General features: G+C 34.8%; 17 protein-coding genes. All 17 read left to right on the forward strand.

The features are described from left to right. Positions 1-9: 9 nt before the first annotated feature. From VR862_RS15455 to VR862_RS15535, 17 genes are read left to right on the forward strand one after another with little or no spacing between them, the layout of a single operon-like run. Complete coding sequence (locus tag VR862_RS15455) at positions 10-936, forward strand: hypothetical protein (RefSeq protein WP_324721938.1); 927 nt, start codon at positions 10-12, stop codon at positions 934-936. Continuing rightward, positions 937-1,437: a DapH/DapD/GlmU-related protein gene (locus tag VR862_RS15460; protein ID WP_324721940.1), complete on the forward strand. Its 501-nt coding sequence runs from the start codon at positions 937-939 to the stop codon at positions 1,435-1,437. Between the two features lie 9 nt (positions 1,438-1,446). Then, positions 1,447-2,490 carry a glycosyltransferase family 2 protein gene (locus tag VR862_RS15465; protein ID WP_324721942.1) on the forward strand — a complete coding sequence of 348 codons (1,044 nt, stop codon included), beginning with the start codon at positions 1,447-1,449 and terminating at the stop codon, positions 2,488-2,490. Between the two features lie 32 nt (positions 2,491-2,522). Beyond that, positions 2,523-3,431: a glycosyltransferase family 2 protein gene (locus VR862_RS15470; protein WP_324721943.1), complete on the forward strand. Its 909-nt coding sequence runs from the start codon at positions 2,523-2,525 to the stop codon at positions 3,429-3,431. Beyond that, positions 3,428-4,531, forward strand: a complete 1,104-nt coding sequence (locus VR862_RS15475; RefSeq protein ID WP_324721944.1) for a glycosyltransferase — start codon at positions 3,428-3,430, stop codon at positions 4,529-4,531. Before VR862_RS15470 ends, VR862_RS15475 begins: the two co-directional genes overlap by 4 nt. Beyond that, positions 4,531-5,334, forward strand: coding sequence for a glycosyltransferase (locus VR862_RS15480; RefSeq protein ID WP_324721945.1), 804 nt, complete (start codon positions 4,531-4,533; stop codon positions 5,332-5,334). The genes VR862_RS15475 and VR862_RS15480 overlap by 1 nt, the downstream gene beginning before the upstream one ends. Beyond that, positions 5,335-6,279, forward strand: coding sequence for a glycosyltransferase family 2 protein (locus VR862_RS15485; RefSeq protein WP_324721946.1), 945 nt, complete (start codon positions 5,335-5,337; stop codon positions 6,277-6,279). Position 6,280: 1 nt separating this feature from the next. After that, on the forward strand, positions 6,281-7,207 hold the full coding sequence (locus tag VR862_RS15490) for a glycosyltransferase (protein ID WP_324721948.1): 927 nt from the start codon (positions 6,281-6,283) through the stop codon (positions 7,205-7,207). Positions 7,208-7,212: 5 nt separating this feature from the next. Beyond that, positions 7,213-8,463 (forward strand): glycosyltransferase, encoded by a 1,251-nt coding sequence (locus VR862_RS15495; RefSeq protein ID WP_324721949.1) that lies wholly within the window; start codon positions 7,213-7,215, stop codon positions 8,461-8,463. Continuing rightward, complete coding sequence (locus VR862_RS15500; protein ID WP_324721950.1) at positions 8,463-9,287, forward strand: glycosyltransferase family 2 protein; 825 nt, start codon at positions 8,463-8,465, stop codon at positions 9,285-9,287. The genes VR862_RS15495 and VR862_RS15500 overlap by 1 nt, the downstream gene beginning before the upstream one ends. A 3-nt stretch (positions 9,288-9,290) precedes the next feature. Then, on the forward strand, positions 9,291-10,184 hold the full coding sequence (locus tag VR862_RS15505) for a glycosyltransferase family 2 protein (RefSeq protein ID WP_324721951.1): 894 nt from the start codon (positions 9,291-9,293) through the stop codon (positions 10,182-10,184). After that, positions 10,181-11,122 carry a glycosyltransferase family 2 protein gene (locus VR862_RS15510; RefSeq protein WP_324721953.1) on the forward strand — a complete coding sequence of 314 codons (942 nt, stop codon included), beginning with the start codon at positions 10,181-10,183 and terminating at the stop codon, positions 11,120-11,122. The genes VR862_RS15505 and VR862_RS15510 overlap by 4 nt, the downstream gene beginning before the upstream one ends. Further along, positions 11,119-12,222 carry a non-hydrolyzing UDP-N-acetylglucosamine 2-epimerase gene (gene wecB / locus VR862_RS15515; protein WP_324721955.1) on the forward strand — a complete coding sequence of 368 codons (1,104 nt, stop codon included), beginning with the start codon at positions 11,119-11,121 and terminating at the stop codon, positions 12,220-12,222. The genes VR862_RS15510 and wecB overlap by 4 nt, the downstream gene beginning before the upstream one ends. Beyond that, entirely contained in the window at positions 12,219-13,463 is a 1,245-nt protein-coding gene (locus tag VR862_RS15520; protein ID WP_324721956.1) for a glycosyltransferase family protein, read from the forward strand. Before wecB ends, VR862_RS15520 begins: the two co-directional genes overlap by 4 nt. Then, positions 13,463-14,611, forward strand: a complete 1,149-nt coding sequence (locus VR862_RS15525) for a glycosyltransferase family 4 protein (RefSeq protein WP_324721957.1) — start codon at positions 13,463-13,465, stop codon at positions 14,609-14,611. The genes VR862_RS15520 and VR862_RS15525 overlap by 1 nt, the downstream gene beginning before the upstream one ends. After that, entirely contained in the window at positions 14,612-15,691 is a 1,080-nt protein-coding gene (locus VR862_RS15530) for a glycosyltransferase family 2 protein (protein ID WP_324721959.1), read from the forward strand. Beyond that, a complete protein-coding gene (locus VR862_RS15535) occupies positions 15,688-16,356 on the forward strand; it encodes a methyltransferase (RefSeq protein ID WP_324721960.1) in 669 nt (222 codons plus the stop codon). The genes VR862_RS15530 and VR862_RS15535 overlap by 4 nt, the downstream gene beginning before the upstream one ends. Position 16,357 lies beyond the last annotated feature (1 nt).

Consider the following 16,357-nt stretch of genomic DNA (forward strand, 5'->3'; position numbering starts at 1 on the left):
CAGGCTACATTGCAAATATCTTACAATCAAATCGAGGACTTTCTGAATTGTAAAGGAATTGCGTTTTCTATAAAAGGAAATTTACAATCTAATTATAAAATCTGTTCCTTGTTTTACCCAGAGTCAAATGGTTTTTATTTTGTAATTGGAAATAATTTAAATTCTAAAATTAAAAAATCTCTTATTTTATCATCAACAAATTTTGAGATTAGTAAGGATAATGCGATGCTCGTTATTAATGAAAATCCGCAAGTAGTATATTATATGATTACGGATTATTATTTTGGAGAGAAATCCACAGGTGAAGTTTGTAAAACTGCTGTTATACATAAGAATGCAATAATCGGAAAGAATGTCCAAATAGATTCTTATGCAGTCCTAGGTAATTGTGTTATTGGGAATAATACAATTATAAAAAGTCATTCTGTGATTACCGATAACTCTTGCATAGGGCAAAATGTTATTATTGAACCACATTGTACAGTTGGTGCCACAGGTACGGCCTGGGCAATGGGTGGAGATGGGGTAAAGATCAAGCAACCTCAATTGGGGGGAGTGATAGTTAAAGACAATTGTTTTTTAGGTGCAAATTCCACAATAGTAAGAGGCTCTCTTAATGAAAAGACCACCATAGGAGAAAATACAATTATTGCCCCAGGAGCTAGAATAGGTCATGGTACTCAAATAGGTAAGAGTGTGCATTTTGCTAATAATGTGGTAACAGGCGGAAATTCGAAAATAAATGACTTTTGTTTTGTGGGCTCTTCCGTCACATTCAGACCAAAGGTTGAGGTTCATCCTTTTACTGTAGTTGGTGCAGGAGCAGTAGTAGTTAAAAATACTTCCAAAGAAAATTCACTCTTAATTGGGGTACCTGCAAAAGAGACAACTTCTAAGAATAACTTAACTGGAGTTCCAAGTTATAAAAGAAAGTAAATGAAAAATTTCTTATCAATTTCTCCGGATGTTCAAATAGGAAAAAATGTTGAAATCCATCCTATGGCTATTATAGAAGAAAATTCTGTAATAGGAGATAATACAATAATCGGCCCTTTTTGTATTATAAGAAAAGGTGCGAGAATTGGAGCTAACTGTAAATTTACCGCTTATTGTGAAATTCGGGAAAATGTAATAATAGGTGATAATACAAGTTTTGGAAGTAGGTGCACCATTTCTGCTAATGCTAAAATTGGTAAAAATGTTGTAGTTAAATATAGTTTTGTCTTAACGGATACTCCGAATTTGGAGAAAGGAAGTATTAAAGAGGTAGGATCAATTGGAGATGGTGCCTTAATAGGTGCGAATGTTACCCTGATGCCTGGTTTTTCTATAGGGAAGGAAAGTATAATCGGTGCATGTTCACAAATTAGATCTAATATAGGGGATAAAGAAATATGGTATGGGAATCCCGCCAAATTTTTCAAAATGAATGAATAAAAAGGATAAATGGACTTCCAGGATTTCAAAAAAAAGTATCAAAAGCTTAAGCCTCATGAGTATTCTAATTCAGTTCCGTCCGAGCCTCTAGTAAGTATTTGTGTCCAGACCTACCAGCATGTCAGTTACATAAAAGATTGTCTGGAAGGAGTTTTAAAACAAAAAACCAATTTCCCTTTTGAAATTCTAGTTGGAGAAGATGATAGTACCGATGGAACCCGAGATATCTGTGTGGAATATGCAGAAAGGTATCCTGATAAGATAAGACTTTTTCTTCATCATCGGCAGAATAATATATATATAAATGGAAGACCCACAGGGAGGTTTAACTTTATATATAATATGTCCTCTGCCCGAGGAAAGTTTATCGCATTTTGCGAAGGTGATGATTACTGGGTCGATCCCCTAAAACTTCAGAAACAGGTTGATTGTTTAGAAAACAATGAAGATCTCGTTTTAAATTTTCATGAAGCGAAAATCATTAATAACAATGAAACTATTCAAGACTGTTATGTCAATCCATCTCTCAGGGGTGTTTTGAACAATAGGAGATTGAAAGAAGGTCCTTATATTTTACCATTAACTCTGTGTTTTCGAAATGTAATAAAAGATTTTCCAGAAGAATTTTTTAAAGTACTTAACGGTGATGTTTTTTTATTAAGCATGTTGGGGAATTTTGGGAAGGGATATTTTATTTCAGACTTAGGAAAAGCTTGTTACAGGCATCACGGTTCCGGTATGTGGAGTTCCCAAAGTGAGATAAAAAAATTGGTGAATCAATTAACTACTTATTATTGGCTAAAAGTTTTTTATGATAAAAAAGGCGACACATTGATGGCGCAATATTTTTATGATAAATATTATTCCAGAAGTTTTTATTTCATGGAACATCTATTTTCTTTTAACCAAGACCTTCAGGTGAGTAATCGCTTTTTCCTTGACAAACACTACATGATGTCATTCTGGTATACCCTTTATAAGGGGACGAAAAAAGCAACTGGTAAAGGTCATTTTTTCCGAAGGAAATTTTTAAATAGCCTAAGTAAAGTTTGAAAAATAAACCCTTGTGAAATTAGCTATAGCGAATGAATAATGAGGTTTTGTTTTCTGTCATCATTCCTACCTACAATCGGGGGAATTATCTAAAAAAGGCCATTTTAAGTGTAATTAATCAGGAATATGAAAATTGGGAACTTTTAATAATAGACGATGGTTCAACTGATAATACTAACCATATAGTTTCTCAGTTTAAAGATCCAAGGATCAAATATTTTTACAAGCAAAATGAAGAAAGAAGTATAGCCAGAAATTTTGGAATTCAAAATGCTCAAGGAGAATATATTTGCTTTCTTGATAGCGATGATGTTTTTTATTCTAACCATTTATCAGTACTGTATAAAAATATTCAATTGCGTGAATTTCCCGAAGGAATGTTCCATACTCAGATCATTAAGAATATAAAGGGAGAAAATAAAAAGGAAAACTGGTTTAGAGGGTTGAACAATAAAGAGGTGGTTGAGAAATTGATTCAAGGAAAGGCCTTATATATGAATGGAATTTGTATTTCAAAAAGGTTATTTGAAAGAGAATTTTTTCCTTCTCAATTTTCATATTGGGAAGATCAACATTTATGGATCAGATTATTAAAAGATCATTCCTTTTTTTCGATTGATGACATAACTTCTCAGTGGAATATTGGTAAGGATAATTCAACATTTGATATTTTCAAAAAAAGGTCTTTAAAAAAACTGGATAAATACCTGGGGTGTATTGATCATTTAGAGAAAGACCTTATGTCAAAAGGAAAATTAATGTCGAAAGATAAAATAGATTTTCTTAATCTGAAATTAAAGAAGGCTTCTGTTTTTATAGAAATTCAACCGAAGTATTATTTTTTAAACTTAAAACAGTTCATTATATGTTCAAAATATATCAATTCTAAGGAGCTTTTAAAACTCTATTTTAAATTATTTAAAAAAGGAATAAGAGAATGAATATTGCCCTAGTATCTCCTTCCCGTAATGCTTATTCTGAAACTTTTATTAAGGCTCATACAAACTATTTGAAAGGTAATATCTTTCATTATTATTCAGGGGAAGTGCCTACGAAATTAGAAGGAGGGTTAGTTATTAATTCACGAAAGAAGCGAATTCTTGATATTGTTAAGGGGCATTACAGGCTAAACCAATTCTCTTTGGAAGAACAGGCATTAATTACTTCTTTTAAAAAGAATAAGATTGAACTTGTTTTTGCCGAATATGGAGGGACTGGTGAAATGATGGTGCCAGTGTGTAAAGAGCTAAAAATCCCTTTAATCGTTCACTTTCATGGTTTTGATGCAGCCCGCAAAGATCAGTTGGACATTTACGAGAATTATAGAAGTGTATTTGAATATGCCGAATATATCATTTGTGTTTCCAGAAAAATGGAAAAAGACCTATTGGATTTGGGATGTCCAAGAAGTAAACTGAAATACAATGTATATGGCCCGCATTCTGATTTTCTAAAGATTAGCCCAAAGTTCTCAAAACCTCAATTCATTGCGGTTGGTAGGTTTGTAGATAAAAAGGCACCTTACTATTTAATTCTTTCTTTTCTGGAGGTTGTAAAGGAGTTTAAGGAGGCGAAACTGATTATTGCCGGGGATGGGGAGTTGTGGAATACATGTAAAAATCTTAGAGATTTTTATGGTCTTAAAGATCATGTGGAGCTTCCCGGAATAATTAACCCCGGCCAATTCCAAAAATACCTGGATGAATCATTAGCTTTTGTACAACATTCTGTAACAGCTGAAAATGGTGACACTGAAGGTACCCCGGTATCAATCCTGGAAGCAAGTGCAGCAGGCCTGCCAGTAATTGCAACGAAACATGCAGGAATTCCTGATATAATTATACACGGGGAAACCGGTTTACTGGTAGAGGAGCATGATGTGAAGAGTATGGCGGAAAATTTGAAAAGGGTTTTAAGGGATCGATCCATAGCTAGAGAACTTGGAGAAAAAGGAAAACAAAATATAATTGAGAATTATACTATAGGTCGTCATATTTCAGTATTAGACGGCCTTATACAAAAAGCAGTTCAAAATAGTTAATGAAGAACTTAGATCACTTTTTGATTACCAGATTCAACTTAAAAAAAGAAGACTGGAGAAAAGATAAAAACTCAGAGGAAGTTTTGAACGAAAAATGGTTAACCAATCGGATCGAACTTTTTAAAAATTTTTGCCTACCCTCTGTACTGGGGCAGACTACAAAAAAATTTACATGGCTTATTTTTTTTGAAGAAAATTCCGGAAGTGAAATCCAGAGGTTAACTGAGGAAATTAAGAGTTATCCTTTTATTGAACCCCTTAGGGTTAATGGTTACACAGAATTTCAAATAAGGCTTTCAGGATTAATAGAGGAACGAGTGTCAAAAGACTCAAAGTTTGTACTTACCACAAGACTTGATAATGATGATGCATTGAACAAAGATTTTATGTTTGAGCTTCAGAAATCTGTAAATATTCCAATACATAATAAAGTTTTGCATTTCCCTCGTGGTCTGTTTCTTGATCTTCGTAATAATAATCGATTAGCATCTTCCTACTACCCGCTTAACCAGTTTGTTAGCCTGTTAGAAAATAGAGAAAAGGAACTTAAAACAGTTTTTTGCACTGAACATGACAAGTGGGATAGTGAATTTATGATCTACCCTGTTGACCTTAAGGATGCATGGCTACAGGTGACACATAGTAAAAACATGGCTAATAGGTTTAAAGGTGATCTGGTCTTTTCCTCCCGGTTAAAAAGTGTTCCGGTAAAGAAACTTTCATTTGGCATTGAGTATAACTTAAATGTACTTTATTACAGGCTTAAAAAGCAAATATTGAAGAATTACCGCAAAGCAGTTTAAGTGCAGCCATTAATTTCTATTATTATTCCAACCTTTAATCGTGCCCATTTGCTTGGGGAAACATTAGATTCTATAATTTCTCAAACTTATACGGATTGGGAGTGTTTGGTAATTGATGATGGCTCTACCGATAATACGGGAGAGCTTATGGAATTCTATCAAAATTTAGATTCCAGAATTATCTATTATAAACGGCCTAAAAATCGAAAAAAAGGTGCAAATGCCTGCAGGAATTATGGATTCGAAAGATGTAAGGGAGAATATGTCAATTGGTTTGATGATGACGATTTAATGCATCCAAAAAAACTTGAGGTGCAAAAAGTAGCACTTTCTGAAAGTGATTTTCCATTTTGTGTATGTAAAGCGGTTACGTTCAAAAATTCTCGTAAAAATATTGAAGGACTCAGATTTATGAGGCAGAATTCAGCCACACCTTTTCAGGATTATTTAGAAATGAATATTGGATGGATGACACCTTCTGTATTATGGAGAAAAAAAACCTTAGAAAATCTGAAATATCTCTTTGATGAAGATCTCAGGGCAGCACAAGAATGGGAATTCCATTCAAGGGTTTTAGCACAGTATCCAAATTACCATAGTTTAGAAGAAAGTTTAGATTTTATTAGAAAACATAACCAAAGTATTACTTATCAGGAAAATGAAAAAGAGCGAAGCTGGCACTATTTTTTAGCGAGGTTAAAAATATACAGAAATAAAAATCTGAAGTATGGGGTACAAGCTGATAATTTCTTAAAAAAATATCTCTTGAATAGCTTTAAAAAATTGATCCGTTCTAGAAGTCCCTATGTATTTAATGCTTTTGTAAAATTTATCATTCCTGAGAACCGCATGACCTTTTCAATTAAATTTTATGCTTTTCTTTCTATAATTAGTTACAGAATAATAGGTAAAGGAAATAACATACATCAAAAGATAAGGTTTTAATATGAATCCTTTGGTTTCTATTATTATTCCAACTTACAACAGACCATCACTTCTGGCAGCCACCCTAGGATCTGTATTGGAGCAGGAATATAAGCATTGGGAATGTCTGGTAATTGACGATGGTTCTTCCAGAGAGGTGATAGACCAGGCAGAAGATATTTGTCTAAAGGATTCACGCATAAAATTTTTCAACCGTCCCAATCATTGTAATCAGGGAGCAAGTGCTTGCCGTAATTATGGATTTTCAAAAGCTCAGGGGGAACTTATCCAATTTTTAGATGACGATGACCTACTGGATAAAAGAAAGTTGGCAGAACAGGTTAAGCTATATACCAGGAATGATCATTTAACTTTATTTACCGGTCAATGGGGTGGTTTTACAGATGATAAGGATTTAAAAAGCCGCTTTAAATTTAGCTATCATTCTTACCGGAATTTTAAGAAAGGAGCTGGTCTGTTAAGTACTTTTGGGCTCTACAACGAATATTTTCCTGTAAATGTTTACCTGACTCCTCGTCCTTTAATGGAAAAAGCAGGACTATGGAATGAAGACCTCAATAATAATGATGATGCGGAATTTTTCACCCGTGTAATTTTAAACTCTAAGAAAATAATATTTACATCTGGTTCAAGAGTATATTATCGCTATTCTAGTCCAGGGAAATTAAGTGATTTAAACTCGGAAAAGAAGATTCAAAGTGTTTTAAAAAGCTGGAACTTGATTGAAGAACATATAAGGAATTCAAACTCAAGTCAAGCAAAAAAATATTATAAAAGAGCGAAGGATAATTTGTTCAGATTTTTTGAGAAGGAGAGACCAGATATTCTATCTACTCGACCAGAATTTTTTGAAGCAAGGAGCGATTATTCAAGTAGATATTATAGATCTAAAAATAGATTGAGGAAAATATTAAAAAGATTGGTTTAAGTTTTATGAAACCAGATCAACAAAGTATTCTTTTCAAAATTTGGAAGTACCCTCAACTTTCGGAAACCTTTATAACTGCACAAATTATCACCGCCATAAAATGTGGTTATAGAGTAAACATTTTGGTAGAGGACTTGTGTAGTATTGAGGACAGTAAACAGAATCACCTCTTCGAAAAATACGGTCTTAAGGAAAGAATAATTCTGGAGGATTACGGCATTCCTTCAGGGAAGATAAGTCGTTATTTTCTGGCCATGGGTTTAGTGATTTATAATCTTCCTTCTTTAAAGAAGCTAAGACAATTTTTAAAGAGAAAGAAAAAATTTGAAGTAAGGTATATATACGAATTCCATTTCTATGGGAAATTAAAAGACTATGATTTAATTCATGTTCAATTTGGGACCAATGCCAGGCCATTGGATCTGTTCAAAAAAATAGGTTTAATAACCTCCAAATTAATCGTTTCTTTTCACGGACATGATCTTTACTTTCCGATAAATGGAAGAATTTCAGAGGAAGGATATTATGATGTACTTTTTAAAACTGCGGATCTTTTAGCGGTTAACACTAGATTTTTAAAAGATATTTTGATCCGTTTAATGGCGCCACATGAAAAAATAGTAACCATTCCAGTTGCGGTTGATACAGAGTATTTTTTTCCTTTAAAACAAAATACTAATGAATTGGATCGGGGCATTCAACTTATCAGTGTTGGTAGGTTGGTCAAATATAAAGGTCATCGTTATGGAATCGAATGTGTGAGAAAATTGAAAGAAAAAGGTTACTTAGTTAAATATACTATAGTAGGAGAAGGAAATCAGGAATTGGAATTAAAGAATCTGATTAGTAAATATGATCTTAAAGAAAATATATTTTTAACTGGCAGAAAGTCCCAAAATGAAATAAGGAACCTAATGTGTAACAGTGAAATATTCTTAATGACCTCAATTACTGACCCTGATTACGGAGCCGAAAGTCAGGGTCTTGTAACTGCTGAAGCACAGGCCTGCGGTCTGCCTGTAATTGGATTCGGTTCTGGGGGTGTTAAATACACGATTTCGCAAGGAGAAACCGGTTTTATAGTTCCTGAAAAGGATGTAGAAGCTATGATGGAAAAGATTGAAGTATTAATTACAAATCCAGATTTAAGAAGGCGATTAGGAGAAAAGGCTCAGGAGTTTATTTGCGAGAATTTTTCTCAAAAGCATATTAATGAAGTCTGGAGAGAAACTTATAATAATTTAATTACTAGTTGATGCGACCACTTGTGTCTGTCATTATTCCTTGTTATAATGATTTTCTATTTATAGAGCAAGCTGTTCAGTCTGCTATAGATCAAACCTATTCTCAAAAGGAGATCATCGTAATAGACGATGGTTCAGACCTAAGGACTAAGGCGGTTTTAAGAAAAATTAAACCTAAAATTGATCTTTTAATCACTCAGGTGAATTTAGGAGTTATTGAGGCAAGAAATAAAGCAATTAGTCAGGCCAAAGGACAGTATATTTTAACCTTAGATTCTGATGATTATTATGAGCCCACTTTTCTTGAAAAGGCAGTGGGAATATTGGATAATAATTTGGAAGTAGGAATGGTTACCTGCTGGTTGACAATTAGAGATGAAAATGGAGTAAAATTAAGGGTTGATAAACCGACAGGCGGAAGTGCATACCAAGCATTATTTCAAAATAATGCTCCCGCCACCTTATTATATAGAAAAGTATGTTGGGAACAAGTTTCCGGTTACGATCTCAACTTGAAAAATGGTTATGAAGACTGGGAGTATAATATTTCAGTATGTAAACGAGGGTGGGGTGTAGTTGTCCTACCTGAACCATTATATAATTTTAGAAAAAAGAAAATTTCCAGAAATGTACAAGCTAAAAGGCATTATAGTGATATAAGGAATTATGTTTTTAAAAAACATAAAGATCTACTTGTAGAAAATATAGATAAAACTATTGATAATTTTTTCTTTATCATTGATTCAAAACAGAATGAGATTAGCAAATTAAGGAATTCCAGAGTTTATAAATTTTGGAAATCTTACATTAAGCCCATTAGAAGAAAAGTTTTGTAACCAATGAAAGAACCACTTGTATCTATTATAATCCCAACATTCAATCGCAGTACATTCTTACGGGAGACAATAAATTCAGTCAAAGAACAATCTTATCATAACTGGGAATGTTTAGTGGTAGATGATGGTTCTTCAGATTTCACTAAGGAATTAATGGAGTTTATTTTGGCTGAAGATTCGAGAATTAAATATCTCAAACGTCCTGAAACATGGTTGAAAGGTGCTAATTCTTGTCGAAATTTTGGTTTTAAGAAAAGTAAAGGGGAATATATTCAATGGCTGGATTCTGATGATATTATTTCTAGTGAGAAGCTGGAAAGCCAGATTAAATGTATGCTGCAAAATGATGCTGATTTGGCAACTTGTAAATGGGGACGTTTTTATCAATTGAGCGATGCCAGGATATCACCTGATTTAAAGGAGTATAAAGATTTTGACTCTTCCCTCTTGTTTTTTGAAGCTCTTGCCCAGTCCAAAGGTTTTTTTCCAATTCATGCATATTTATTTAAAAGAGAATTGATAGAAAAAGGTGGTGGCTGGTTAAGTTTGTTAAATATTAACCAGGATGGAGAATTCATGGCACGGATGATCATCAATTCAAGTAAAATATGTTTTTCCAATAAAGGTGTGGCATATTATAGATTTTCTCAGCAAGGGGTTAGTGCTTACGATTCCTGTCAAAAGGTGGAAAATCTTATAAACAGTTGGAGAATAATTGAAGCCTATTTGAAAATTAAATATAACGGAACACATTTTGAATTTATTGAAACTGCAAAAAGGAATATTTATAAAGCAAATATTGGGCGAAAGGAAGTTATTGAAGGAAATAGAGAATTCTTTAAGAATATTGATAAAGGAGGGTTGAAAAAGGTTGTAAAGAAATTTTTGCTTAAATGAGTCCTGTTGTAAGCATTATAATGCCAACTTTTAATAGGGCTCATTATTTAAAAGAAACCCTGAAAAGTATCGTTAATCAATCATTTCATTCTTGGGAGTGTCTTATAATAGATGACGGTAGTACTGATCACACAAAAGAAGTTCTCAAACCATATTTAAATGCTGATCAAAGAATTAAATTCATTGAACGGACAGTAAGCCATCTAAAGGGCCCTGCAGGATGTCGAAATCAGGGAATAGAATTGGCGAAAGGTTCTTATGTAGTTTTTTTTGATAGTGATGATATTGTACATCCTGACTTGTTGAAAATCAGTATGAATTCGATTAGATCCAACCCCAACCTTCAGTTTTGTAATTATGAAAAAAAACCTTTTTCAGGGTTGTGGTCGGATAATTTTGAAACCTTGGATAACTATAAACCAAATTACAATCGGTTAATAGAATTTAAGAATCTTGAAGATATAGTAACTCAGAAAATTGGGTTCGCATGTTGTACAGTTCTATGGGATAAAAAGGTTTTTGGAAATGACCGATTTAATGAAGAATTAACCTATGCAGAGGAGTGGGAATTCTATATTAGGTTATTTTCTAAAGAAATAAAGGGCTCAGCTATTAATAAGATTTTATACTTCAATAGAAAACATCCTGATTCAAATACCGGACAATTTTGGAATAATAACCCGGCAAGAAGAGCTTCTAAGGTTAAGGCTGTTGAATTGGTGATAGACCATTTAAAGGCTAATACATGTTTGTCCAGGAATATGGTCAAACATTTTATACAGTTAGGGTTTTTATTAAAAGAAAAAGCGATAATAAATAAGGTGTTAAAAGCAACAGATGCTGATTTGTGGAAAAGAATGAAGTATAATGGAGGTTATCTTTTCTACCCTTTTTTTAAACAATTTTTTATTTTCAAATCAAAACTTAAATCTTCTTGAAAATTTTAATTTGTTTCGGTACACGCCCTGAAGCTATAAAAATGGCTCCTGTAATTCGAGAACTGAAAAAAGAAAAGCTTTCCTTTAAAATTTGCGTTACAGCTCAACATAGGGAAATGCTGGACCAAGTCCTTGACTTCTTTAATATCCAACCTGATTATGATCTTTCTTTAATGAAGCCTGATCAATCATTGAATAGTTTAAGTTCTGGAATTTTAAGAGATATTGATAAGATCTTAAATAAGGAAGAACCGGAATTAGTATTAGTTCATGGTGATACGACTACCTCTGTTATGGTTGCCTTGGCAGCATTTCATAGGAAAATAAAAATAGCACATATCGAAGCAGGTTTGAGAACATTTAAAAGTAATTCACCTTTTCCTGAAGAAATCAACAGGCAGATAACCGCTCGGCTCGCTAGTATTAATTTTGCTCCAACTCTTCAGGCTAGGGAAAACTTATTATTGGAAAATATTTCATCGCAAAAAATATTTGTTACGGGAAACACTATAGTTGATGCCCTTAATGAAGGAGCAAATAGGCTTCTTAGTTTTGATCAAGAAAATTTACTGTTGCAAGCTGGATTGGATGGCGAAATCTCATCAAAATATATACTAGTTACAGGGCATCGGCGTGAAAATTTCGGACCAGACTTTGAGGATTTTTGTGAAGCTCTTCTGAAAATTTCCACTTCCTTAAAAATTGATATTATTTACCCAGTACATTTAAATCCTAAGGTTCAAGGCCCTGTAAATCGTATTTTAAGGAATAAAAAAGGAATTAATTTAATACCTCCTGTAAATTATCCTACGATGCTATGGCTGATAAAAAATTGCGAATTCGTAATTTCAGATTCTGGGGGTATTCAAGAGGAAGCTCCAAGTTTAGGGAAAATAGTATTAGTAACAAGAAAAGTATCAGAACGAATGGAAGCTGTTGAGGCCGGAACTTCTATTCTAGTGGGGACAGATCCTTCTATTATTTTTAATGAAGCCAAAAAACTATTGAGTGAAAATAATGTCCCAAATTCAATTAATAATCCTTTTGGAGATGGGATGGCTGCAAAACGTATTGTCGAAATTTTATTGAATCAAATTTGACAAAGGAGTCGTTTAAAATTCTTATTGTCTCAGAATCCTTGGATGTGGATTCGGGTAGTGGAGCTAAAGCTAATGTAAGTCTTATAAAAAACTTATTAAAAGCTGGCTTTAAGCTAAAGGTTTATCATTATACCCGTACAGAAGTAAAAATTGAAGGAGCTGACCTGATTTCGATACCTGAAAACCGGTCAAGTTTACTTTTTTTTCTAAGTCGTATAGAAAGGTATATTCGGAAATATCTTAAAATTAGTTTAAACCCGAAAATTGAAAAAAAAACCGGTTTTTCTTTTACTCTGTATAATGACCGAAATAGCATAACCGCTTCTCTTATAAATGAAAAAGGTTTTAATCCTGATTGGATTTTGACTCTAAGTCAAGGCGGAAGTTTCAGGCCTCATCATGCCCTTTTAAAACTTCCTGAATGGCATCGAAAGTGGATCGCTTATATTCACGATCCTTATCCCATGCACTGGTATCCCAAACCCTATACCTGGAGAGAGTCAGGTTTTAGCACTAAACAGGAGTTTATGATGGAGGTTGCTGATAAATGTAAGTATGCCGCATTTCCTTCCCTCCATCTTAAAGAGTGGATGGGCTCTCACTACAGCCCGTACAATGAAAAAGGCATCGTGATTCCCCATCAGCTGAATCATAATTTGCCGTCAGAAAAACCTGAAGAAGTAGATTTGCCATCTGACGAATTCATCGTTTTGCATGCAGGTAACATGTTGCAGGCTCGTCAGCCGCAAGGCCTGATTAATGGTTTTAAGAAATTTCTTTTAAATAATCCAAATGCTAGGGCGCGGCTTATTCATGTGGGGCCCACGGTACATTATCAGGCTTACCTTTCAAGTGAGGCTGCAGAAAATGAGCGAATAGAAGTCTATTGTGATAATATGCATTTTAAAAAGGTTGCCTGTTTGCAGGAAAATGCTTCGGTCAATGTAATAATTGAAGCGAAAGCTGAAATTAGTCCTTTTCTTCCCGGGAAATTTCCTCATTGTATCGCCGCAGGAAAACCTATATTATTACTGGGTCCCCCAAAAAGCGAAGTAAGAAGGTTAATGGGTGAAGATTATCCTTTTTGGGCAGAAATAGATAATGAAGAAAAAATATGCCAATTATTGAGTAATCTATATGAGAATTGGGAGGCTGGATTCCTGTCTTCTGATTATAAGGAAATAAAAGAGTATTTATCAGAAAACCATCTTAAAGAGGTAATAGAAGGTTTGAGAAGTTAATGAAGATCCTGATGGTTTCCATATTTGCCCCGCATTTCTTTAACTGGACCGAACAGTTGAAAGATTCAGGGCATGAAGTTTACTGGCTGGATGTTTTCGATTCCAATACCCATGTAGAGAAAATAGATTTCGCGGAGCAAATTACAGGATGGCGTTATAAGCAGGATTTTAAAGGGCGTTATTTGTTAAAAAGCAAGGCCCCCAAACTGAACAAGCTTATAAACCTTCTGAATGAACGGAATCTTACGGATGTGTTGGAAGCCAAGATAAAGGAGATCCGGCCGGATGTGGTTCACAGCTTTGTGATTTACTTGTCGGGAGTTCCGGTCCTGCCCGTAATTGAAAAATTTCCCGAACTGAAATGGATCCTTTCCACCTGGGGGAGTGATCTGTTTTATTACAGGAAACATCAAGAATATCTGGAGGGAATAAAAAAGGTCTTGCCAAAGATCGATTACTTATTTACAGATTGTAAAAGGGACCATCAGATCGCGCTGGAAAACGGTTTTAATGGGAAATTTTTGGGAGCCTTTCCCGGAGGTGGTGGCTTTGATCTTGAGAAACTGGAAGAGTATTTTCTGCCATTTGACGAAAGAAATGTGATCCTAATAAAAGGTTACCAGGGGAAACACGGGAAATGTTTGGAGGTATTAAAGGCGATCTCAGGGTTGCATGCTGAGATAAAAAATTATGAACTAGTGATCTTTGGCGCTCCGACTGAAGTTTTTGATTACATAGAATCTTCAAAATTGAAAACATGGAATAACCTGCAATGTTTGGAGAAACTGCCTCCTGAAAAGGTGCTGCAATTGATGGGGAGATCGTTTATGTATATTGGTAATAGCAGTTCTGACGGGATGCCGAACACTCTACTGGAAGCGATGGTTATGGGGGCATTTCCCGTGCAGTCAAATCCCGGGGGGGCGACTTCCGAATTAATAGAAAACAGGAAGAATGGGTTGTTGATCGAAGACCCCTTTGATATTCAGGCAATACAGGGTGATTTAAAAGAAGCGATATCCGGTGCTCTGGATGTCAAGACGGGAATTGCCTATAATTTTGAAAATATTAGGCCTTTGCTGGACAGGAACAAGGTTCGGAAGCAGGTCTTGGAAAAATATAAGTTAATAGAAAGCGAATTAAATTAATTGGAGAAGAGATTTTCAATAATATATGCCAACCGAAACCGTGATCCCGAAAGGATAAGAAAATCCTTTGAATCCTTGGAAAAACAGACAGCTAGCTCATTTCAGGTCATATTTGTGGATTACGGAAGTACGCCCAAGCTAATTCCGGAATATCAGAAAACTGCAGAGGATTTTCCTTTTGTGAAAACGTATTTTTTGAATGTTTCTCAAGTACTGTGGAACAAAAGTAAAGCCCTGAATTATGGGATCAGAAAAGCCGTGGGGGATTATATCTTTATTGCCGATGTGGATCTGATCTTTCATCCTGAAGCCCTATCACTGTTTGAGCAACTTGCTGGCCCGGAGAAATTTTCCCTTTTTAAACTGGGATATTTGAGTAAGAAAGAGTCAGAGAAACTGAAAGAAAATTATTCTTTTGAACAACTCAAGCCTGCCAGGTATGGCACTGTGAACGGGATGATCCTGGCGGATAAAAAAGCCCTGCAGGATGTGGAAGGTCTGGATGAGTTCTTTCATTTTTATGGGGCCGAGGATGAGGACCTGGTCGCCCGTCTGGAAAATGGGGGTTACAAAAGAGAAAGGGTAGACGCCGAATATTTTTACCACAACTGGCACCTGAGTTTTTCAGGTTCTGAAGACGAATTGCTCACTGGTAACCCGCGGGTTAAAAATATTATGAGGCTTAATCAGCGACACTTTCAGAGGAATCGGGAACTGGGGATCATCAAATCCTCTCAAATGGGTGAGGTCATTTCCACGGAAAGATCGGTTCTTTTAAAAGACCCTACAAAAAACTTTCGAGTAAAGAATATCCTGGCACATGTTGAGCACTTTCTTCGAGTGGAACTCCCTTCTCTTAAAGGAGAAGTCGTTAAAGTGGAGTTCGTGGAGGATCCTTATTTTAATTCTTTCAAATACAGAATTAAAAAACTGCTGAGAAAACAAACCCAGCCTTATATCTCGATGAAAGAGGTGAACGATATGCTCCTGAAGGAAATCGTTTTCTGTTACAGGGATTACAACTATTCTTTTAAGGTGGAAGATGATCTAAAAAGAATAAGCTTTAGCATAGCCTTATGAAAAATAAGCAAAAGCTTTCGCGAGCTTACCGCAAATTTGAACATGCTAAAGGGAATCAGTATATAGCCAGTGAATTCGCGGTACGCAAGTTAGCGGAATTGATCACCTGCTTCAAAAGTAAAAGAGTCCTGGAAGTAGGCTTGGGTATTGGAAGTATTTCGGGTTCCCTTCTTGATCTTAAGAAAGATCATATCAAGTGTTATTCCGGTACAGAAGACAATTCATATTGTCTGAAAGCTCTAAATAAAAATTTGGGAGTCAATCAAAGTAAACTGAATATTTATTCCGAGATCAAAGAAGTGCCCACCGATAAGAAGTTTGACCTTGTTATTATTGACGGAAAGGATCATAATTTAAGGGAGATTGAAAAACTGGTGTCACCCCGAGGAATAATCGCGATTGAGGGCGATAGGCTGCCTCAGCAAAGTATTCTTGAAGAAATGTTTCCAAATAACATAGTGGTACATAGTATCAGCCTTATAAAAAATTCTGTCAAAAGCCCTTTTCCCTCAGATAAATGGCAGGGCGGACTGAAAATTATTTTTATCAGCCCCTGTTTAAAACAAAGGCTTTGGTGGTTGAAAGAAAAAATAATGACTAAAATAAAGTATCAATACCCCGGAAGGCATTTTGGAGGGAAGTCTTCTCAAAAGAAAAAATTATAAA

This window comes from Salinimicrobium aquimaris, assembly GCF_035607535.1.
Lineage (GTDB): Bacteria > Bacteroidota > Bacteroidia > Flavobacteriales > Flavobacteriaceae > Salinimicrobium.